This is a genomic window from Agrobacterium sp. 20P9.1.2 (genome assembly GCF_057799395.1).
The window spans coordinates 47255-68435 of sequence record NZ_JBYOKI010000010.1 but is presented as its reverse complement, the minus strand read 5'-3'; the positions used below and the strand labels follow the sequence as shown (position 1 = coordinate 68435).

The window sequence follows — 21181 nt, the reverse complement described above, 5'->3', positions numbered from 1 at the left end:
AGGAGATGGTGATGAATAGACTTCGCGCATCCACCGATGCAATGCTTGCCGCAATCGCCGTGGCGGTCATGCTGCTCACCGTCGGCTTTGTCCATCCGGCCATCGCTCAGGAACCGCTGCCATCCTGGAATGACAGTGCCGCCAAGACGCGCATCATGGAGTTCGTCAAGGCGACCGTGACGGAGGGCGGCGATGGTTACGTTGCGCCCTATGACCGGATTGCCGTCTTCGACAATGACGGCACGCTGTGGTCGGAGCAGCCGATCTACTTCCAGTTCGCATTCGCGCTTGATCGGGTGAAGGCCCTGGCTGCGCAGCACCCGGAGTGGAAGACGAAAGAGCCGTACAAGTCAGTCCTCGCGGGCGACCCGATGGGCGCATTGAAGAGCGGCGAAAAGGGTCTGATCGATCTCGTCACGACGACGCACGCGGGAATGACGACCGACCAGTTTTCCAAGATCGTCTCAGACTGGTTTGCGACGGCCAGACATCCCAAGACTGACAAGCCCTACGACGAAATGACCTTTCTGCCGATGCGCGAACTGCTGGACTACCTTCGTGCCAACGGCTTCAAGACCTATATCGTCTCCGGCGGCGGCGTCGAATTCATGCGACCAATGACCGAGAAGATGTATGGCATTCCGCCCGAACAGGTCGTCGGAAGCACCATCCAGACGGAATACGCGATCGTCGGTGATGTGCCCGTGCTCCGTCGTCTGCCAAAGATCGATTTCGTTGATGACGGAAAGGGCAAGCCCTCGGGCATCAACATGTTTATCGGTCGCAAACCGATCTTTGTTGCAGGGAACTCGGATGGCGACGCCGAGATGCTGCGCTGGGTGACAGCGGCAAAGGGTCCAGGTTTCGCAATGATCGTCCATCATACGGACGACGTGCGCGAGGCGGCCTATGACCGCAAGAGTGCCATCGGCAAACTTGACAAGGCACTGAACGAAGCCGAGCGGAGGAACTGGCTCGTCGTCGACATGAAGGCGGACTGGAAGAAAATCTTCGCATTCGAGAAATAGGATGTTCCCGCATGAAGTGGATTGCCGGACTTCTCTTTGCCCTGACGATGTTCGGTACCGCTCTGGCGCAGGACGAAGTCAGACCGCAGAAGGTCGATGATCTTGTCAGACTGTTGCAGGACCCAGACGTGCGGTCCTGGCTGGAAACGGCGCCTGCATCGATCGCGCCGTCTGTGGCCGAGAAGACCGACAATTTATCCGCTTGGGAAACGGCAGCGCGTGCTCGCATCAGAGGAACCGTAGAGGCTATCCCAGCGATACCTGATGCGGTAAAAGCCGCCACGCTCAAGACGAGAGCGGAAGCCTTGTCCTACGGCGGGGTTCCGGTTTTCATGATCTTTATCGGCCTGATCGCGGTCGGGCTCGTCGCTGAAAAATTCCTGCTACGCTCGAGACACCGCACGCGGCTTTCAGATCGCCTGCTTGCCATCGGCGTTTTCTCGGTGGCGATGGCCGTGGTGTTCTTCGCCTTTGACTGGCCTCCGCTTACGCGCATCGTTCTGCTCGTCTGTCTTCTGGCGCTGGTTACGTTCAGATCGATCTCAGCCTTGCTCGACGCTGCGGTTCTTCCGACTTCATCGAAAAGGCGTACAAAGCTGTTCGCAGCCATGGCGATCACTGGCGTCGGCGCTGCGGTTCTGGGAGCACCGATGGGCACCGATTCCAATGTAGTGTCGGCCCTCTCGTTCTGCTTCTCTGTCGTTCTTCTTGCTCTCGCGACGGAGGGCGTGATCTCACTATCCGGCAAATCCGTTCGAACGAAGGTTTTGATGATCGTAGTCCTGATGGCGATCTGGGGACTATGGGTCGCAGGTCTGCGCGGGCTTTTCTGGATCGCGGTCTACGCCGTCGCCTTACCCTCCGTCCTGCGCTTCGTAGGTCACGCAGTCGCAGCCGTGATACCATCGGAAGCGAACACAACGCGTCGTGTTCTGCTTGTTCGTGGGAGCCGCGCGTTGGTTGTGATCGTCGCTGTCGCCTGGTTGGCGACTGTATGGCGGCTGGATCCGAACTCGCTCGTCCATAGCAACCCGGCGGTTACCGCGGTCTCTTACGGGCTGCTCAAGAGCGTCGTCGTGCTCCTTCTCGCAGATCTCGTCTGGCACCTCGCCAAATCATGGATCGACCGCAGTCTCGCTTCTTCGGCTTCTGTCGAGGATCCGACCGAGGCTGCCCGTCAGGGAAGACGTCGGACATTGCTGCCGATCTTCCGCAACGTGCTGGCCGTGATCGTGGCCGTGGTGGCGGGACTGGTCGTGCTCGCAGAATTGGGCGTGGAGATCGCCCCCCTCATTGCCGGAGCAGGCGTGTTCGGTGTCGCTCTTGGCTTCGGCTCGCAGACGCTCGTCAAGGACATCATCAGCGGCGTTTTCTATATGCTCGACGATGCTTTCCGGGTGGGCGAGTACATTCAGGCGAAAAGCTACAAGGGAACTGTCGAAGGTTTCAGCCTGCGCTCCGTGCGGCTTCGACACCACCGCGGCCCGGTCTACACCGTCCCCTTTGGAGAGCTGGGCGCGGTGGAGAACATGAGCAGGGACTGGGGTGTCGTCAAATTCCGGATCTCCGTCAGCTATGACACCGACGTCGAGAAGGCTCGCAAGCTGACCAAGAAGATAGGCGTTGCCCTTGCGGAAAACCCTGAATTCGCTCCGCTCTTCATGGAGCCGCTCAAGATGAAGGGCGTGGAGGAGTTCGGTGACTACGGCATGGTCCTGAGTTTCGGTATGACGCTTCGCCCCAGCGGACTGCAGTCGATGATCCGGCGGCGGGCGAACCTGATGATCAGGGAAGCCTTCATGGAGAACGGGATCGAGTTCGCCCAGCCGACGATGCAGGTCGGCGGCGACGAAAAGCAGGCGGCTGCAGTGACGGCGGTGCGGATGCAGGAGGCGAAGGCAGCATCAGCCGCCCCGGCGTGAGATGCATACGCCATTCGTAACGTAACCGTAACTGTAACGACCTTCCGAGCAGCGCCATTCACTCCTACCGTCCAGGCTCCCGCTCAACCGGGAAGAGAGGAAGGAAGCGATGTCAAGACTGAGATCACTACGTCTGACGACTGCCACGGCCCTCATGGCTGTCTTCATTATCACGCCCTTGTTTGCCCAGGAGCGGCAACCGGACGAACCGAAGATCGAGCCTGGCTCCATCGAAGCGCTGAAAGCGATGGGCGAGCATTTGCAGTCGATGCAGTCATTCAGCATCAAGGCGCACACGACGGCGGAGATCGTCCTCGATACCGATCAGAAGCTGGAGATCGGCAGTGAGGCGACATACGAGGTCAAGCGTCCCGACCGTCTCCGCATCGATCTCGCATCGGACGTGGTTCACGGTGAACTGGTCTATGACGGCAAGACGCTCGTCTATGCCTCGCCCGACCAGAAGGTCTATGCGCAGGTGCCTGCACCCGCCACGATCAAGGAGACGCTCGAACACGCCGCGCAGAAATACGATCTCGCTTTCCCTCTTGCCGACCTGTTCGCGTGGGGAACGCCAGACTCTCCCATCGATTTGATCAAGGAAGGCTTTCTCGTCGGTCAGGCCTATGTGAACGGCAAGCAAACCGACCACTGGGCGTTTCGTGGAGTGGACCAGGATGCCGAAATCTGGATTGCGACCGAGGGCGCCAAGCTTCCTCTCAAGATTTCGCTTGTCGATCGCGATGACCTCACCAGACCGCGTGTCACCACGGTTCTCGTCTGGACGGAAAACGCGCAGATCGCGGACGACGTGTTCCAATACAAACCCGAAGCGGACGCTGAAAAGATCCGCTTCCTCAAGGAGGACGGCAAATGAAAAGGCTCGGTCTTCTCGCTTCAGTTCTTATGGCTACGGCCCTCGTCATTCCGCACGTCGCAGAGGCCCGTGGAGGCTTTGGTGGAAGAATGCCACGCATGAACTTTGGTGGCGGCGGCATGCACGGTGGTGGCATGCATCACTTCAATGCCCCTGCGCACATCCAGCCGCGTTTCCATCCCGCCGGACAACCTCCGCACGGAATGCACCCACGGCCTCCACAGCCGGGTCCCCATCCCGTGCCGCACCCGTCCGGACACCATCCTTATCCACCCCTGCCCGGTCCGCATCCGGGTCCTCACCCAGGGCCACATCCCGTACCAGGCCCGCATCCAATGCCACCGCCGCCTCGTCCATTGCCTCCGCCGCCTCCGCCACCCGGACCGTACTGGCCCGGCTATTGGGGACCTGCGGCAGCGTGGGGTGCAGCGACGGCAATTGCGGTTGGCACGGTCATCGCGACGCTACCCCCCGAGTGCGTCAACGTGGTTGTGAACGGAGTCAGCTACCGGGAATGTGGCGGACAATGGTTCGAACCACGGTATCACGGCCATACTGTTGTTTACATTGCGGTCGCAGCACCGCGGTAGCCTGCAGAAACAGATGAGCAGGCTGGATCGCATACTGCGTCCAGCCTGCATCGGAATATTCGGTCGTAAAAGTATGGGCTCTTGAAAGGAATCGAACCGACGTTCACCTAGATAATGACTTTGGTGGTGTTCATTGGAGTGGCAGCGATTTATTTTTGCAATGACAGTGAGTACCGAGTATGCCGACGTTCACCCCTACGCGTCAGTGCACCGATCTCCACGAGCTGCTGAAGGTCGCGTGTTGCTGTAGCGCGGGATGTATCTGTGATCGAGATATAGTTCTCGGCACTTAGACCTCCCTTGAAGCCAGCCGTGCCTTCCTTGAAGATACGCGCGACTACCTTTTCTTGCCGCTCATTCAGCTTGTCCCGAAAACGATCATAGAACTTTGCTTTCTGGATGAAGAAATCTACGCGCTCAAGGGTCGCTCGTTGAGCATCCAGGATAGTCTCTGAAAAGAAAATGACCCAGTCGGTGATATCAAGCGTGCGCTGGTGCCGCTCAAGCTCTGAGTAATAGGCCCTCCGGCGCTTCTCGATTGTGAAGGCGAGTGAAATGAGGCTTGGCTGCCCTATGTTTTGCGCCAGGGATTTCTCGGCGAGAGCGCGTCCAATTCGGCCGTTGCCATCCTCAAATGGATGTATGCTTTCAAAGTAAAGGTGTCCTACTGCGGCGCGTGCCAAAGCTTGAAGCGACGTTTGACCATCTGGCCCGGATTGATTGAACCATGTGATGAAGGTCTCCATCTCAGCGGTAACCTGACGAGATGGGGGAGCCTCGAAGTGGATAGTGGGTTTGTCCAATCGACCTGATACGATCTGCATGGCGTCTTCATGCGTGCGGTAAGCACCAACCGTTTCAATATATCGATTTCCGGCCATCAGCATTGAATGCCAATGGAACAGTCCCTCATGGCCCAGCGGCCTATGCCAGCTTCGATAGACATCCGCCATCATCTCGGCGATCCCCCGCTCTTGGGGACGGATCTGTCTATCATCAGTGTTTAGCCCGAACTGCCGGCGGAGTGATGACTGGACACTCACGCGGTCCAGAAATTCCCCCTCAATCTCTGAGGTCTTGACCGCTTCGTCACTCAGCAACTCAATGCGAAGTTGGTTGCTGTCGTCATCGTTGAAATGTCGAACAGCACCGATAACCTCGCCGGCGGACTGCAAGAATTTCTGCTCCAACGGTACCAGGCTTGCGGTGTCGTATCTGAAGTTTGGCCAGTCAGTATTTTGCCAGTTCCATTTCATGAGTTATAGAATCCCTCTCTATAGCTCATAATTATCGCCGTGAATGAGCTATTGCAAGCCCGTCTATCGCTCAGCACCACATTCTGCAGCCTCCACTCAAGAGGCAGCGATCGACAGGCAACCTCTTGCCCTAAACATATTTTGTTAAAGCTCGCCTCATATTCCCACTCGCCCTCGGCACTGGTGCCGAGAGAAACGGAATAAGCATGACCAAACACGACCTTTCATCACGACAATTTCAGCGAAAAATTTCGGAATTCTGCGACCTTCGCATCGCTCCAATCGTATCCAGGCGGGTGTTGGAGAATATACGGCCTTATCTGGCCAATCTGATTAATTATCGGAAATCTCCCCCGCTTCTGAATGGCCATATCGACTGGACGATGATCGGTCAGGCCTGTGGGATCGAAGCCGAGTTGACGGCAGAACTGAAAAAGCAGCTCCGGCCAGGCCTGGATGCAATCATCCGATGGCTCGGCGCACCGCTAATGGCCAAAGAACGACGACCGCCAAACCCGACAGTTAGCTCGGACAAAATCGCGCCCGCCCAAAAGGCTGCCTCCGCGACTTCAACCAGAAAGCCTCAACGCGCGACGACCGACGACACCATTGCTCCGTATGCATCTACTTTACGCGGACCGGCTCCAAAGCCGATCAGCCCTTTCCCGGAGCCACTGTTCGAAGCGACAGAAGATCCGGCGAGCTTTCAGGATGCACTGGTCTATCATATGCGTCGGTTCGGCGACACCTATTGGCAGCTTTACCGTGCCGTTGTTCATCTGAAAGAGACCTTCGACAATAAGACGCTGCTATCCTGGATCCAGGGAGAGCGCGTGCCCCGATCTGTTGCCAGTTTCAATATCCTCCGCCGCATCGAGCGACGCTATCGACTTCCAGAGGGATATTTCAAAGAGAAACTGCCACATCAGGCGCGCGCGCTGTATGGTCACGATCTCGGTGATATCAGCCCAGCCGAGCGTCGACGGATTTCATTGCACCTGCCCGAGGACTTCAACAGCCTGCCCTTTACCAAGCGCAAGGAGATCCTCGATTGGGTGCGCCGGGTGATCATTTCCGGCTCTACGGAATATCGCCGCTATCAGGCGGCGGCCAGCAAGCAGCGATACGCCATCCGATTTTCCGGCGTCACTTATGGGAGCAGCTTTCTTTCCTCTCGATCGTTGGCCTCGGCGGCCGGCGCCAATCAGAACGTTGCCGCAGAACTTGATGATCCTGATTTGCTCTCCGGCGTTATCGACGCACCGCCGAGACTTGCCATGGAAATGGCTGATCTCATCCGCTTCAAGACTTCGACGCTGACGGCGATTGGGTTCCAACGGAACGGCGTCTGGGGTGAGGAAACGGCCTCCCAGAAGATTGAGCACCTCGGCTTGATGTTTGGTGCGCTTGCTGCCTCGCCAAACGGTGTCGTGAAGGGTTTCGGTGTGCCAGTCAGCCAGTTAAGCTTCGGCCTTCTCGTCTTCCCCGGCGTTTGGGACTGGTATCTGCAGTGGCGGGAACAGCGGCGTGGCTTCTACACCAAATGGGAAGAAGACATGCTGATGGTCGCCCAAGCCCTATCTCGCGCAGACGTCGGTTGGATCCGGCAGCATCCGGAGCTGCTTCGGAATGTCAGGCCCATTGCAGGTTTAATTGAGCAGGAAGAAATCGACTTTGCGGCTCGCGACTGGCATGGCGCCTGTGATGCGTTTCACCGACATGCTGCTAACCGTTCCAAGGAGATCCAGCGAGTGATGCGCGTGCATCGCGATCCATTTGAACCGATCATGTGTGTACTTGAATCGGACAGCCCGCTGGCGGAATATCGCAAGATCACGGACGAGATCGTGAGACGTATGCCGGATGAGAGCAGATATCCACGACAGGCCGCCGAAGCCGTTAGATCATTCCTATTGCTTCGGCTAGGCCTGCACCTTGGGCTCAGACAAAAGAACCTTCGCCAACTTCGTGTCTGCCCCCGTGGACACTATCCGACGTCAGAACGCCGGCTGGAGGATTTGAAATGCGGCGAGCTGCGCTGGAGTGATCGCGACCAGGGGTGGGAGGTCCTTATCCCGTCGGTCGCATTCAAAAACTCCGGTTCATCCTTCTTCGGACAGAAACCGTTTCGGCTGATATTGCCAGACCTGCTCGACCTCTACGAATATCTCGATGCCTATATCGACCGTCATCGTGGCGTTCTGCTCGGCGGTGCGAAAGATCCCCAAACGCTATTCGTCAAGACGGTGAAGACGACCAGTATTGATGCTGCTTACAATTCGACCACATTCTACGAGGCTTGGCGGACTGTCATCCAACGTTATGGCATCTATAATCCCTATACCGGACGGGGTGCGATCAAGGGCCTCTTGCCGCATGGACCGCATAACCTGCGGGACATTCTGGCGACGCATATTCTGAAGCAGACCGGATCCTACGAGCAGGCGAGCTATGCCATTCAAGATACGCCCGATGTCGTGCAGCAGCACTACGGCCGCTTCCTTCCGCAAGACAAGGCCGCACTGGCCGCCAAAATCCTCAATCAGGTTTGGGAAGCTGCGTAAGATCGAATGAGATGCTCGGCTCGGACACCCAGAACATGTTGCATCTGGGCCGAGCATCGTCGTCTCGCCTTGAATGGGATCGAACTAATGACACGTTTCCAAGACAGGACAAGTGCTTGGTAAAATTAAAGTTGGGTGTGTCGTGGCAATGATCTCCATACGAGTAACGACTGGACCAGACTCCCCTGAGCGCCCACGCATGAATTGTCATAGTTACGTAAACTCTGCTCGAATGATCGATCATTGATTGTCGTTGCAGACCACCGTCGCAAGATTCGTTCGGAATCGGCAACCGTGTACGTCTTCTGAAACAACCTTGATCCGAGTGTCACGAACGGCTGTCGGAAGCGCGGTGGCCGTCGAGCTGAACGCAATACGAAAGCAGGCTCGACGGCTTAAGGGGCCGGGTTAGGGACACCGGTGTCATCTTTCTATCAGTTGCGGGTTACCAAAGCTTTTACCATGGTCACTCTACCACCCCTCAAAAGGCTTAAGATGAAGCATTGGTCGCGCCGGGGCATTAACAGCCCCGGCTTTGGGTAAGGATATTCGTGTATGAGCGTCCAGTGCTGCTGGCTCAAAACTCTTCCGAATTGTCTGATGCAGCCGCGCCACCGAGGCCTACGGCGCCAGCTACCTTGGCGAGCATCCGTCGTGCAGGTGACGCGACCGTTTTGTGACCCGCCTTGACGATTTCGGGTTTGCCATATGCAACTGCAGCTTCAGATCCGACGCGGAACTCTGATATGATCTCACGCATGCGTTTGACCTCCTCCGCAAGAGAAGCGCTTGCGGCGGTGGATTCTTCAACCATAGCCGCGTTTTGCTGCGTGACTTGGTTCATCTGATTCACAGCGGTATTAACCTCCGCAAGTCCCACCGACTGCTCCTTGGAAGAAGTCGCAATTGCATCAAGTTGTGTGTTGATCGTGACAACCTGGTCCTCGATAACCTTGAGCGCCTGCCCGGTTTCTTGAACAAGTTTCACGCCGGTGCTGACCTCATCAACAGAGTTGCGGATCAGGTCTTTTATCTCCTTTGCCGCCTGAGCCGAACGTTGCGCAAGTTCTCGCACTTCTTGGGCAACAACCGCGAAGCCTTCGCCAGCGTCCCCCTGCGCGAGCCGCTTCGACACCTGCGTTCAAAGCGAGCAGGTTGGTTTGGAAAGCAATTTCATCGATGACACCGATGATGCTGGAAATCTGGCTCGACGACTGCTCGATACGCTGCATGGCATTGACCGCGTTGGCGACGACTTCACCGGATTTTCGCGCGGACTTGTTGGCTTCGATTGCCACATGGCGCGCCTCTTCAGTACGTTTCGACGAGTTGGAAACATTTGTAGTGATCTGATCCAGCGCTGCTGCGGTCTCCTCAAGAGAAGCTGCCTGCTGTTCAGTGCGCTTAGAAAGATCTTCAATTCTGTTACGAGGCGGGCCCCGCCGGGTATGGTCTCTATAGACAAATTGTTGAATTGAGTCACGAACAGTGTGATCGCGCCGTCATTGGTGCCAAAACGTGCTGGTGATGGACTGAAGACCAATCGTCGCGATGATGTCACTCTTGCGAGACTCCATTGAGCTAGGGAGTTGACACATGTCTGGGTGCCGGATGAAGCCCATAAAGCAGTTCGCGACCTTGTTCGTGCCCGCGACGCGGCTTTCGAGGCACAAAAGCAGGCGCGACAACAATTCTCGCACTCAGTTTATGGCAGATCGACGATCTCGACCCAGTTCGCACCCTTGCCAACCGGGTAACGACCGACGCTTTTCAGCGATCCGTCTTTCTGGTCAATGCCATAAACCGAAAGCTGATCAGATTTCTCACCAGACGCGATCAGAAACCGTCCCATCGGATCGATGCGAAAGCCACGCGGCTGTTTTTCAGTTTCAACAGAGCCAGCACGGGTCAGCGCACCGGTATCCGCAGCCACTGTAAAGACCGCAATCGTGCTGGTTGAGCGCTCCGATGCATAGAGGAACTTTCCATCCGGCGTGATTCCGATGTCAGCAGCCCAAATCTTTGGCGGCGGTGCTTCAGCAGGGGGGGCAGCCGCCGGTTTCTGTGGCGAATTGAACGCCGCCGGTGCAGGAGGCGTGACGCCTTTTTCAAGACCGGCATCGGGTGCCAAAACGGCCACAACATCTTTTTCCGTCAGCGTTCCCCTGGCGGCGTCCAGCGCATAGTGAATGACTTCACCACTGAGCTCGGTCACGACATATACCGATTTGTTGTCTGGCGAGACAATGATGTGACGCGGTCCCTGCCCTTCCTTGGTCGTGACGCTGGCAGGAGCGTTGGGTTCCAGGAGGCCGGTTTCGGCATTCAGAACATATTGCAGAACCATATCGGAACCGAGGTTCGAAACGAACACGTATTTTCCAGTTTCGTCGCTGACAATTGAGTGGGCATTGCGGCCTGTCAGGATAACCTGTTTGGCACCGTCCTTCACCAGACCATCCGCTCCCACCGGCAAAGATGCGATCTTATTGCCGCCATAGGACGCGAAAAACAAAAGCCGACCAGATTTCTCCACGGAAACATAAGGCATGCTATCCGGCAATGCCGCCGCTGCCTTTTCCGTCAACCCGCCCGTCTTGGGATCGATTTCATAGGATAGCACGCGGTACGGCTGCGATCGGATGATCGCATAAAGATGCGTGCCATCGGGGCTGACTGTCATCGGCATAACAGAACTGCCCGCTTTGACATTGCCCGCCGGGGTCAAAGCTCCCGTTTTCTCGTCCATGCTGTAGGTATTGATCTCACCGTCCGTTGCGGCGGACACGTAAACCATTGTTTTGGCCAGCGAAGCCGTGGTCGTCGCAAACATTGCACCCGCGACTGTCAGGCAGGTTGCAGCTATCAATATAACCTTCTGCATTTGCATTATCCTCCGTTTTCCAAATGCTCCGCCCATGGCGGATTAGGTTTATTCTCGATAAACTATCTAATTATTTCAGTATATTAGAAATCAGATCGATGGACTTTAAGACCTCCATTGAATATGGGAAATCGGCAGAAATGGCATCTCAGCCCAGCCTGATAACGCGGTAGCTAAGCGGCGAAACTGTTGCCTTCAATCGTCCATCCAACACGCTGGAACCGACCGCATCTTTCGGCGCAACCGTTTCTCCCTGCGGGCCGTTCGTCGCTTTTAGATCATGGCCTTCGATGACCTGATCGAAAACAACACGGCGTGTTCCGAACCCTTCAACGGCGATATCCAGCTCAATGGCCTCGCTCTGGTGGCGGTTGACAATGAAGAAAGTCAGCGCGCCGTCCGTTTCGGCTTCGATCGCCGACACGTCGAGATACGGCACGTTTTTCGCAAAACTTGTCGCGTAGCTTGGAACATCCAGCGCGAGCTTCAAAGCGCGCCCACGTCCATATCGCGAAGCGAAAAGGAAGGGATAAAACGTCGCCTGTCGCCACGCTTCTCCACCCGGCACCGTCATGATCGGCGCAATGACATTGACCAGTTGCGCGAGGCAGGCAATTTTTACCACATCCGACCGGCGGATGACGGTATTGATCATGCAGCCAACCAGAAGCGCGTCTTCAAATGTGTAGACATCTTCTAGCAACGCTGGCGCATGCGGCCAGCCATTTTCGCCCGCGAGCAATGCCTTGTCTGCCTCTCGGGAATGATACCAAACATTCCATTCGTCAAAGCTGATATAGACGTCTTTTTGAGAGCGTTTCTTCGCCTTGGTATAGGCAATAACGCCCGCAACAGTTCCGATATAGTCGTCCAGACGAGCACTTTCAGCCAGAAAATCCGCCGTGTTGCCGGTATCGTAGTCGAAATAGAGATGTAGGCTGATGTAATCGACCGTGTCGTATGTGTAGTCGAGAACTGTCGCCTCCCAATCCGGGTAGGTCGGCATGCGTGGTGATGAGGAACCGCAGACCACCAATTCAATAGACGGGTCAAAGGCGCGCATGGCTTTTGCCGTCTCAAAAGCGAGACGGCCATATTCATCCGCCGTTTTCTGGCCGATTTGCCAAGGGCCGTCCATCTCGTTGCCCAGACACCATATTTTCACGCCCCAAGGCGCTTCCCGTCCGTTCTCACGCCGCAGGTCTGACCAATAGCTTCCGCCGGGATGATTGACATATTCCAGAAATGATCGGGCCGCATCCAGCCCACGGGAACCGAGGTTGACGGCCAGCATCATCTCCGTGCCAGCGGCCTGCGCCCAATCAGCAAATTCGTGGATGCCGACATGGTTGGATTCGGCACTATGCCAGGCGAGATCCAAACGAACCGGACGCTCTTCGCGGGGGCCGATACCGTCTTCCCAATTATAGGCGGACACGAAATTGCCGCCGGGATACCGAACGACCGGCACATCCAGCTCACGCACAAGATCGATGACGTCCTGCCGCATGCCATTAGCGTCCGCAGTAGAATGCTCCGGCTCAAAAATTCCGGTATAAACGGCGCGACCGAGATGCTCGATGAACGACCCGTAGATACGGCCATCGACGGTGCCAACCGCATAAGCACTATGCACTGTTCCGGTCGCGCGCATGCAGTCCTCCGTTTTTTGATATGGCCGTGAGAAAGTGGCGGTTTCCCGCTTCTATTCGCGGCCCTTCGTCAACATCTGCTGGAATGCGCGGTAGCTTTCCTTCGGCAACCGATCCAGCGTCACAGGGTCCATGCCGACGATGCCGAATTTGGGCTCGTAACCTTCGGCCCATTCAAAATTGTCGATCAGCGTCCATGCAATATGGCCGCGCACGTCTGCACCTTGAGCCTGTGCATCACGGATCGCGCCGAAATGCTTGTCGAAAAATGCGATGCGTTTGCTCTCATCGGTTTCCGACATTCCGTTTTCGGTCACGTAAATCGGCAAGCCCGGATAATCCTTTGATGCGCGAACGAGGAATTCGGTCAGCGCCTGTGGGTAGACTTCCCAACCTACATTGCTCTTTTCCAAGTCGCCGCGTGATTGTGTGAACGGGAAAACTGGCACGCGATCATCATGCTTATAGAGCGAGCGCGTGTAATAATTGATGCCGATCCAGTCAAGGGACGGGCTCATGGCTTTCAAATCGTCCTTCCAATTGGCGGGCAGATAAGGCTCCAAAATCTTCGTCACACGCTCCGGATATGTTCCCTTGACCGCACCATCCAAGAAGAAGCGATTGAAAATATCATCACCCAGCGCCGCCGCTTCGATGTCTTTCGGGCCTTGGCTAAAAGGCTCTGCCTTTTCCATATTCACGACAAGGCCAAGCTTGTCCTTGATGCCCTCATCGCGCATGGCCGTGATACCGAGACCGTGGGCAAGCAGCACATGGTGCATCGCTCGAGCCGTTGCGCGCACATCGCGATAACCCGGTGCATGGATGCCGAGGAAATGGCTCAGCACCGTCACGCACCATGGTTCATTGAAGGTTGCAATGCTTTCCAGCCTGTCGCCGAAATGACGGCTGACTTGCGCAGCATAATCGGCATAAGCTTTGGTCGTGTCGCGGTTCATCCAGCCGCCACGATCCTGCAAGGCGCTTGGTAAATCCCAATGGTAAAGTGTCGCCAAAGGTTTGATGCCTCGCTCCAGCATGCCGTCGATCAGGCGATCATAAAAATCAAAACCAGCAGGGTTAAGCGCGCCCGTTCCATCTGGAATGAGCCGCGGCCACGCAAAGGAAAATCGATATGCATCAAAGCCGCCATCCCTGATAAGGTCGAGGTCTTCTGCCCAGCGATTGTAGTGGTCGCAGGCGATTTTTCCGGTATCCGCGTTTTTGACATTTCCGGGTGTCGCCGCAAATGTATCCCAGATCGATGAACCGCGTTCGTCCGTCTGGCCACCCTCAATCTGGTGGGCAGCCATTGCGACGCCAAAAACAAAATCCGGTCCAAAATCGGCACGATTGTGTGAGAACATGGTTCATTCCTGAGGCCAGTGTGGCCACTCATGTGGTTAGTGTCACGCCAAAGGCGGCCATTCAAAAGGGCTGTGGCGGTCTCCTCCCGCACATCGATATGTGCGAGATTTCACTTCAAAATTGAGGCTGTTAAGCCCCATAGGCATCCAGTGCCTGTAGCAATGCGGCGGTGTAACCATAGCAATAAGCAAAGGCGACACCCTGCGGATCACGACCAGAGATGGTCGGTACATGGTCCGGCATAATCATGTATTTGTAGCCGACTTCCTTATAGATCTTGAGAGAGCGGGCCATATCCATGTCGCCTTCATCCGGGAAGGTTTCCATAAAGGACAGCTTCTTGCCGCGAATATTGCGGAAGTGAAGGTTGAAAATCTTGTTGCGACTGCCGAACCAGCGAATGACGTCATCGATTTCTTCGCGAGGATTATCGAGCATTTCGCCGACCGTTCCCTGGCAGAAATTCAGGCCGTGATAATCGCTTTCGCGCATGGTGACGAATTTCTTCAGCCCATCCACGGTTCCCAGCACCCGTGTTACGCCCTTATAACCGGGTGGCGTGTAGGGGTCGTGCGGATGGCAGGCGAGGCGAATGCGGTTCGCTTCCGCGACGGGCACGACCCGCTCGAGGAAATAGTCGATCCGTTCCCAGTTCTCATCTTCGGAAAGAACGCCGGCTTGGCCCGGCGCCGCATTTTGATCGGTCTTATCCCAACGGAAGGAAGCGTTTTTTGAACCGCCTCTTCCCTGCTCGTCCGGCGTGCGGGGAATGCCAATGAGGTTGAGATTGTATTTGGCGGCGGGGATGCCCGCTTCAGCAAGATTTTCAATGAGTTTGCAGATCGCGTCGATCTGGCGATCACGGTTGGGACCGGCCAACAAAATGTCTGGATATGTGGCGGTTTCGATGGGGCTTGAAGGCAAGGGAAGCTGGATCATATCCAGCGTCAGACTAAAACTTTCGACTTTTTCGCGCAAACGTTTCAGGTCATCGAGATCCCAACTGTCCAGTGGACCGTCCGGATCAGCGCAGATGTTATTTACTCCAAGCTGCAACCAAATCCGATAGTCATCATCATCGCGCGCGGCCAGCTGCGTCCCAACATACATGGTTTTTCTCCTGGTTTGCAAAAAGAGATAATACCTCTTTTATCGCTTGTCGAGTTTCAATTATTTTAAGCGCTCGCGACTTCCCCCATAAGAAAGTGCCGCCTTATTCTTGCAATCAAATGCTTGTCCATGCAGGACGCTAGCGACCCAGTCGGAGAAATCGTCTTGGCGTTGAAAACAAACATATAAATTAAAAACTCTAATGTTACCTGAGGTTTATAAATGTATCTTGAATTTTCGCTTTGATTGTATCACGTTTTAACGAATCTTGGATTTGAATTTTCGCAAGGCGTAAGTCCGCGCGTGAATGGATGCAAATGCGACTTGCGCGCCGACCAATATTGGGCTTCACTTCGGATCATGAACGCGGCTTATGAACTCTAGACATCATACCAGATGCTTGATGAGGCTCACAAAAATAACGCAATCATCGTATGACTTGCACGCGCTGAAACGGTCTATCTTGGAGGAGAAACCCATGAATTTAGTTTGTTCAAATCCTGTTTTTGCAGCAGCGTTTTTCGTTGCGCTTTCTAGTTCCACGGCAACGATTGCCGCAACACCGAACGATCAGTTGGTTATCGGCACCTCTCTGGCGCAGGTGCTCTCACTTGACCCACAGCAAGGCACCGAAGTGAAGACGCAGGAAATATTGGCGAACACCTACGACCGGCTTGTGTTCGCCGATCAGACGGATGGCAACAAGATCAAGCCACAACTTGCGGAAAGCTGGCAGGTTGACGACAAGGGCATCACCTTCAAACTGAAAGACGCGTATTTCTCCTCGGGAAATCCGGTGACATCCAAGGACGTCCTGTTTTCCATTGTCCGGCTTTTAAAACTCGATCAATCTGCAGCTACAAACTACAAGACAGCTGGATACACTGCCGCCAACATAGAAAGCCTCGTTTCAGCTCCCGACGAGAAGACGTTTCGAATCGAGCTGACTGATAAAGTAATCCCAGAAGCGCTCCTCTATCGTCTCGCAATGGGTGTATCGTCGGTCGTCGACAGCGTGGAAGTCGAAAAGCACGTCACCAACAACGATTATGGCAACGAGTGGCTGCGTACCAAAACCGCAGGCTCAGGTCCTTATGTCCTGCGTCGCTGGACGCCCAATGATATCGTTCTTCTCGAAGCAAACGACGATTATCGTGACGGCAAACCGACCATGCGTCGTATCATCATGCGCCACGTTCCCGAAAGCCAGGCAGCCCGCTTGATGCTCGAGCGCGGCGATATCGATATCGCGAGCGCCCTGACCGCAGCGGATGTGAAGACGTTTGAAACTAACGCAAGCTTTGTCATTGATAAGGTCAAGACGGGTGGCTATTATGTTCTTGCGATGAATGCAGGCACAGAGCCTTTTTCCAAGCCAGGGGTGCGTGAAGCCCTTGCCTACGGCATCGATTATAAAGGCATAGCGGATACGATCCTGGGGTCTTACGGCCGCGTCCGCAACGTTCCAGTGCCAGAGGATTGGACAGGTGCGATTGCAAACCCCGACTGGTCTTTCCAGCCAGAGAAAGCCAAGAAGCTTCTGGCGGACGCCGGATATCCAGATGGCTTCACAGTGACACTCAAAACCATTTCGCAAACGCCTCGGGTGGACATGGCCACGGCTATTCAGGCCAACCTTGCTGAGATCGGCGTCAAGGTCAATATCCAGCAGGGCAACGGCGCCGACATCGTCGCCGCGCACCGCGCGCGCAATTTCGATTTGCTTATTCCCCAGACCGGTTCGTTCATGCCGACTGCACTAGGCTCTCTGGATAACTTTGCGTCTAATCCCAACAATTCCAAAGAAGCCAACAACGCTGGCAACTTTGTCTGGCGCTCTGCGTGGGACATTCCTGAGCTGAATGCTTTGCGCGAGCAGGCAAACAGCGAAAGGAACGACGCCAAGCGTATGGAACTGGTAAAACAGATCCAAGAAAAGTTCATCGAGCTCAAGCCTGCGGTCTTGCCGATGTTTGAACGGTTCGAGCCTATCGTCTTGAGCAACCGATTGAAGGGTTACAGCGGCCATCCATGGTCTTTGACCCGCATTGAAGGTGTCACGAAATCCGACGCTCCATAATCAGGCCATTGCGCACATGAAAGAGTTTACACTCCTAGAACTAGCTAGACGGATCGGCCACCTGTTTTTAAGCCTTTTCGTTCTGCTTGTCGTCACCTTCGTGATCGGTCGCATCTTGCCGACCGATCCGGTCGGTGCGATCGTTGGCGAGCTGGCTGATCCCCGGGCCTATCAAGCAATGCGGGAGCGGCTGGGTTTGGACCTGCCGCTCTATCATCAGTTCTGGTTGTACATGACCTCCCTGTTTCGTGGAGATCTCGGTACAGCGATCCTGACGGGCAATCCCGTCACAGAGGATCTCAAGAACGCTTTTCCAGCAACCTTGGAACTTGCAACCTTGGCAGTTTTCATATCGACGCTGTTGGGTGTTCCGCTCGGAATGACTGCAGCCTTCTTTCGCGATAGCTGGTTTGACAAGTTTACGCGGGTTATCTCACTCGTTGGCCATTCGATTCCAGTGTTCTGGTTCGGCATCGTAGGTCTGGTGATATTTTATGCAGGCCTTCAATGGGCTGGCAGTCCGGGACGCGTGGATGTCTACCTGGAAGGCCTTGTCGAGCCCAGAACGGGTCTGCTTTTGATTGACAGTCTCATGGCTGGCGACACAGAAGTGTTCTGGAACGCGGTTCACCATATCATTCTGCCTGCGTGTATCCTTGCCTACTCGGCTATGGCCTACATCACGCGCATGACCCGCAGCTTCACTCTGGAGCAATTGAACCAGGACTACGTGGTAGCCGCACGCGCCAAAGGCGCATCTAGTCTGCGCATTGTCATGCGCCATCTTCTGCCGAACATCGCCGTGCAGCTCATAACCGTGTTAGCGATTTCCTACGGCGGCTTGCTTGAAGGTGCGGTTGTAACCGAGATCGTGTTTTCATGGCCCGGCATCGGTCAATACATGACCAACGCCCTGATGAATGGCGACATGAACGCCGTTCTGGCAGGCACGCTGATCATTGGATTGATCTTCATGATGCTGAATTTCCTATCCGATCTAGCATATCTCGTTTTCGATCCCCGCACGAGAGAGGCCACGACATGAGCACCAGTCAAACCCTAGCGACCCCTCCCCAAACATCGGGTGCCCTCAGCCGCGCCACTGGCAGCTTCAAAAGCTTTTTAAAAAAGCTGGCAGACGAACCTCTCGGCATGTTCGGCTTTGCCGTGCTGTTGCTACTGGTCATCGTCGCCATTCTCGCACCGTGGATCGCACCTTATAGTGCGACGTCGCAAAATCTATCGCAGGCTTTGCAGCCCCCAAGTCTTGCCCACTGGGCAGGGACCGATGAATTCGGGCGCGATATTCTTTCGCGTCTGATTTATGGCACCCGCATCACCATCCAGACCGTGCTTGCCGTCTCGCTGATTGTCGGCCCGATTGGCCTGTTGATTGGCATTGTTGCCGGTTTTGTGGGTGGCCGCACCGATGCGTTCCTGATGCGCGCGACTGACATCGTTCTCAGTTTTCCCTCGCTCATCCTCGCGCTCGCCTTCGCCGCAGCGCTTGGTGCAGGCCTCAACACTGCCATCATCGCTATTTCGCTCACCGGATGGCCGCCGATTGCGCGCTTGGCGCGCGCCGAAACACTTATCGTGCGCAACACGGATTATGTGGCCGCGGCCAGACTATACGGTGCGTCCGGCACCAGATTGCTGCTGCTCTACATCGCGCCGATGTGCATTCCCTCCGTTGTCGTGCGCCTCACACTCAGCATGGCTGGCGTCATTCTCACGGCGGCAGCGTTGGGTTTCCTCGGCCTGGGCGCGCAGCCTCCAGAGCCAGAATGGGGGGCGATGATCTCGAACGGACGCAAATTCATGCTCGACAATTGGTGGGTCGCGGTAATGCCGGGCATCGCCATTCTTGTTACCAGCCTTGCTTTCAATCTCGTGGGCGATACGCTTCGCGATATTCTGGATCCACGCCATGCCCGATAATGAAACTATTCTCAAAGTCCGGGATCTCTCGGTGCGTTTCGGGCGGGCGGAAGTTCCGGCTGTTCGAAATGTAAGCTTTGATCTCGGCGCAGAACGGGTCGGCATCGTTGGCGAGTCCGGCTCAGGCAAATCCACGCTCGGTCGCGCCATCATGCGGCTTTTGCCGCCGTCTGCCCGTATCGAGGCGTCGACACTCGACTTCGAAACCGTGCCACTTCTTAACCGCAGTGAAAAAGCCATGCGCGGCCTTCGCGGCAACCGCATAGCGTTGATTATGCAAGACCCGCGTTATTCTCTCAACCCGGTGCTGAAGGTCGGCAAACAGGTGGCCGAGGCAGCGCTTCTGCACCAGAAGATTGGCAGGAAGCGCGCTTTTGAACTCGCCGCCGAAATGCTCGGAAAAGTCCGTATCGCAGACGTCGAACGGACCATGGAGCTTTATCCACACCAGATTTCCGGTGGCATGGGTCAGCGCGTCATGATTGCCATGATGCTACTGGCAAAGCCGCGTCTTGTCATTGCCGATGAACCGACGTCGGCGTTGGATGTTAGCGTCAGAGGTGATGTGCTGAGGCTTCTCGACCAGTTGGTTCGGGAAAACAATTCCGCCCTTCTTCTTATCAGCCACGACATTCGCATGGTCGCATCCTTCTGTGAGAGAATTCTTGTCATGTATCAGGGGCAGGTCATCGAAACTCTGCAAAACCTGGAGGAAGCAAAACACCCCTACACACAAGGGCTGATCGCGGCCATGCCAGACCCTAAAAATCCCGTTTCCCGTTTGAAGGTTCTGGATCGGCAAGCCATCAATGCAGCAGGGAGCCTGTCATGATTGAGGTCAAACACCTAGCCGTCTCATTTGGTCAGGGTGATGCGCGCAAGCAGGTTGTCAAATCGGTGTCATTCTCCGTCAAAAAAGGCGAGACGTTGGGCATCGTTGGCGAGTCGGGCTGTGGAAAATCCACCGTGCTTCGGTCGTTGGCGGGGCTGGACCGGCATTGGCAGGGAACAATATCCTTTGCGGGAACACCGGTTGATCGCGAACGCACCAACGAACAATTGTTGCTGGCGCAGATGGTATTTCAGGATCCTTACGGCTCCATCCACCCCCGCCACCGTATAGAACGCGTGCTTGCAGAACCCATTCGCGCCATGAAAAAGGGGGCCGGTTGGGACCGTGTGGCGGCCGCATTGGAGCAGGTTGGCTTACCTACAAGCTTCGCAGAACGCTTTCCACATCAGCTTTCCGGGGGGCAACGTCAGCGTGTCGCCATTGCGCGAGCATTGATGCTGGAACCGGAAATCCTGCTACTCGACGAACCCACATCTGCGCTTGATGTTTCATTGCAGGCGGAAGTTCTCAACCTTCTTTGTGATTTAAGGGATGAGCGAACGCTCACTTACGTTCTCGTCAGCCACGATCTCTCGGTCATCGCGCATATGTGCGACCGCGTCCTGGTGATGAAAGACGGCAGTTTTGTCGATGAGCTGACAAAAGAAGACTTGCAACGCGGCGCGACGCATCACGCTTACTCGCAGATGCTTTTTGATGAATCCGTCAATGGATTGAGCGGGAAATATGCGCTCGCCCAAGGGACGCTTGAGTCTTGAGCGGCCACTCATCGGTGCTCAAGATGTCGTCATACCTTGCCGGACAGTTTTTGGGGGGTAAGGATCACCATATTCACGAACGGAAGCCTATGCAGCCTGTCAGCGATCTGCACCTAGGTTGAGCCGTAAGGCGACAGATCATTAGGTAAGACTGCTGCGCTTTTTGCCGACGTGATGCGTTGTGCCGGCGAGTGATTGAACTCAAACTAGGCTCCATTTGTCGGTAAGCGACATGAGCCAAATAGAGAAACAACGGTTTGTTGCTCTTGACAGGATATGAACTCTCGGCATCCTTGTG

The 21181-nt window shown here is 55.5% G+C and carries 15 protein-coding genes and 2 pseudogenes; 10 read left to right on the top strand and 7 right to left on the bottom strand.

The window, feature by feature from the left end; genetic code table 11:
• The first annotated feature begins 11 nt into the window (after window positions 1-11).
• The 3 genes from AC27VJ_RS21525 (at window position 12) to AC27VJ_RS21515 (ending at window position 3827) form a co-directional block, all read left to right on the top strand.
• Window positions 12-1028, top strand: a complete 1017-nt coding sequence (locus AC27VJ_RS21525; protein ID WP_488685743.1) for an HAD family hydrolase — start codon at window positions 12-14, stop codon at window positions 1026-1028.
• An 11-nt stretch (window positions 1029-1039) separates the two neighbouring features.
• The gene (locus AC27VJ_RS21520; protein ID WP_488685742.1) at window positions 1040-2950 is read left to right on the top strand and encodes a mechanosensitive ion channel family protein; all 1911 of its coding nucleotides are present in this window, start codon (window positions 1040-1042) and stop codon (window positions 2948-2950) included.
• A gap of 109 nt (window positions 2951-3059) precedes the next feature.
• Window positions 3060-3827 (top strand): DUF2092 domain-containing protein, encoded by a 768-nt coding sequence (locus tag AC27VJ_RS21515; RefSeq protein WP_488685741.1) that lies wholly within the window; start codon window positions 3060-3062, stop codon window positions 3825-3827.
• Window positions 3828-3971: 144 nt separating this feature from the next.
• On the opposite strand, the gene AC27VJ_RS21510 is transcribed toward AC27VJ_RS21515, so the two are convergent.
• Entirely contained in the window at window positions 3972-4169 is a 198-nt protein-coding gene (locus AC27VJ_RS21510) for a hypothetical protein (RefSeq protein WP_488685740.1), read from the bottom strand.
• A 397-nt stretch (window positions 4170-4566) separates the two neighbouring features.
• On the bottom strand, window positions 4567-5673 hold the full coding sequence (locus AC27VJ_RS21505) for a Fic family protein (protein WP_488685739.1): 1107 nt from the start codon (window positions 5671-5673) through the stop codon (window positions 4567-4569).
• Window positions 5674-5879: 206 nt separating this feature from the next.
• Between AC27VJ_RS21505 and AC27VJ_RS21500 the strand changes: the two genes are divergently transcribed.
• Window positions 5880-8237: a hypothetical protein gene (locus AC27VJ_RS21500; RefSeq protein WP_488685738.1), complete on the top strand. Its 2358-nt coding sequence runs from the start codon at window positions 5880-5882 to the stop codon at window positions 8235-8237.
• Window positions 8238-8814: 577 nt separating this feature from the next.
• Here the strand turns inward: AC27VJ_RS21500 and AC27VJ_RS21495 are convergent.
• Window positions 8815-9655: pseudogene (locus AC27VJ_RS21495) on the bottom strand (methyl-accepting chemotaxis protein); the annotation flags it as partial.
• Between AC27VJ_RS21495 and AC27VJ_RS21490 the strand changes: the two are divergent.
• Window positions 9652-9934: pseudogene (locus tag AC27VJ_RS21490) on the top strand (IS110 family transposase); the annotation flags it as partial. The pseudogenes AC27VJ_RS21495 and AC27VJ_RS21490 overlap by 4 nt on opposite strands.
• 8 nt (window positions 9935-9942) lie before the next feature.
• On the opposite strand, the gene AC27VJ_RS21485 reads toward AC27VJ_RS21490, so the two are convergent.
• From AC27VJ_RS21485 to AC27VJ_RS21470, 4 genes are all read right to left on the bottom strand, one after another.
• The gene (locus AC27VJ_RS21485; protein ID WP_488685737.1) at window positions 9943-11121 is read right to left on the bottom strand and encodes a lactonase family protein; all 1179 of its coding nucleotides are present in this window, start codon (window positions 11119-11121) and stop codon (window positions 9943-9945) included.
• A gap of 148 nt (window positions 11122-11269) precedes the next feature.
• The gene (gene arfA, locus AC27VJ_RS21480; RefSeq protein ID WP_488685736.1) at window positions 11270-12775 is read right to left on the bottom strand and encodes an arabinosylfuranosidase ArfA; all 1506 of its coding nucleotides are present in this window, start codon (window positions 12773-12775) and stop codon (window positions 11270-11272) included.
• 51 nt (window positions 12776-12826) lie between these two features.
• Window positions 12827-14140 (bottom strand): GH1 family beta-glucosidase, encoded by a 1314-nt coding sequence (locus AC27VJ_RS21475; protein ID WP_488685735.1) that lies wholly within the window; start codon window positions 14138-14140, stop codon window positions 12827-12829.
• A gap of 130 nt (window positions 14141-14270) precedes the next feature.
• Window positions 14271-15251, bottom strand: coding sequence for a mannonate dehydratase (locus tag AC27VJ_RS21470; RefSeq protein ID WP_488685734.1), 981 nt, complete (start codon window positions 15249-15251; stop codon window positions 14271-14273).
• A 478-nt stretch (window positions 15252-15729) separates the two neighbouring features.
• Here AC27VJ_RS21470 and AC27VJ_RS21465 point away from each other — a divergent pair, with 478 nt between their 5' ends.
• The 5 genes from AC27VJ_RS21465 to AC27VJ_RS21445 are packed head-to-tail and all read left to right on the top strand — an operon-like array spanning window position 15730 to window position 20883.
• Window positions 15730-17331: an ABC transporter substrate-binding protein gene (locus AC27VJ_RS21465; RefSeq protein WP_488685733.1), complete on the top strand. Its 1602-nt coding sequence runs from the start codon at window positions 15730-15732 to the stop codon at window positions 17329-17331.
• A gap of 16 nt (window positions 17332-17347) precedes the next feature.
• Window positions 17348-18376, top strand: coding sequence for an ABC transporter permease (locus AC27VJ_RS21460; RefSeq protein WP_488685732.1), 1029 nt, complete (start codon window positions 17348-17350; stop codon window positions 18374-18376).
• The gene (locus tag AC27VJ_RS21455; protein ID WP_488685730.1) at window positions 18373-19272 is read left to right on the top strand and encodes an ABC transporter permease; all 900 of its coding nucleotides are present in this window, start codon (window positions 18373-18375) and stop codon (window positions 19270-19272) included. The genes AC27VJ_RS21460 and AC27VJ_RS21455 overlap by 4 nt, the downstream gene beginning before the upstream one ends.
• Window positions 19262-20104 carry an ABC transporter ATP-binding protein gene (locus AC27VJ_RS21450; RefSeq protein WP_488685729.1) on the top strand — a complete coding sequence of 281 codons (843 nt, stop codon included), beginning with the start codon at window positions 19262-19264 and terminating at the stop codon, window positions 20102-20104. The genes AC27VJ_RS21455 and AC27VJ_RS21450 overlap by 11 nt, the downstream gene beginning before the upstream one ends.
• Entirely contained in the window at window positions 20101-20883 is a 783-nt protein-coding gene (locus tag AC27VJ_RS21445) for an ABC transporter ATP-binding protein (protein ID WP_488685728.1), read from the top strand. The genes AC27VJ_RS21450 and AC27VJ_RS21445 overlap by 4 nt, the downstream gene beginning before the upstream one ends.
• The last annotated feature ends 298 nt before the right edge of the window (window positions 20884-21181 follow it).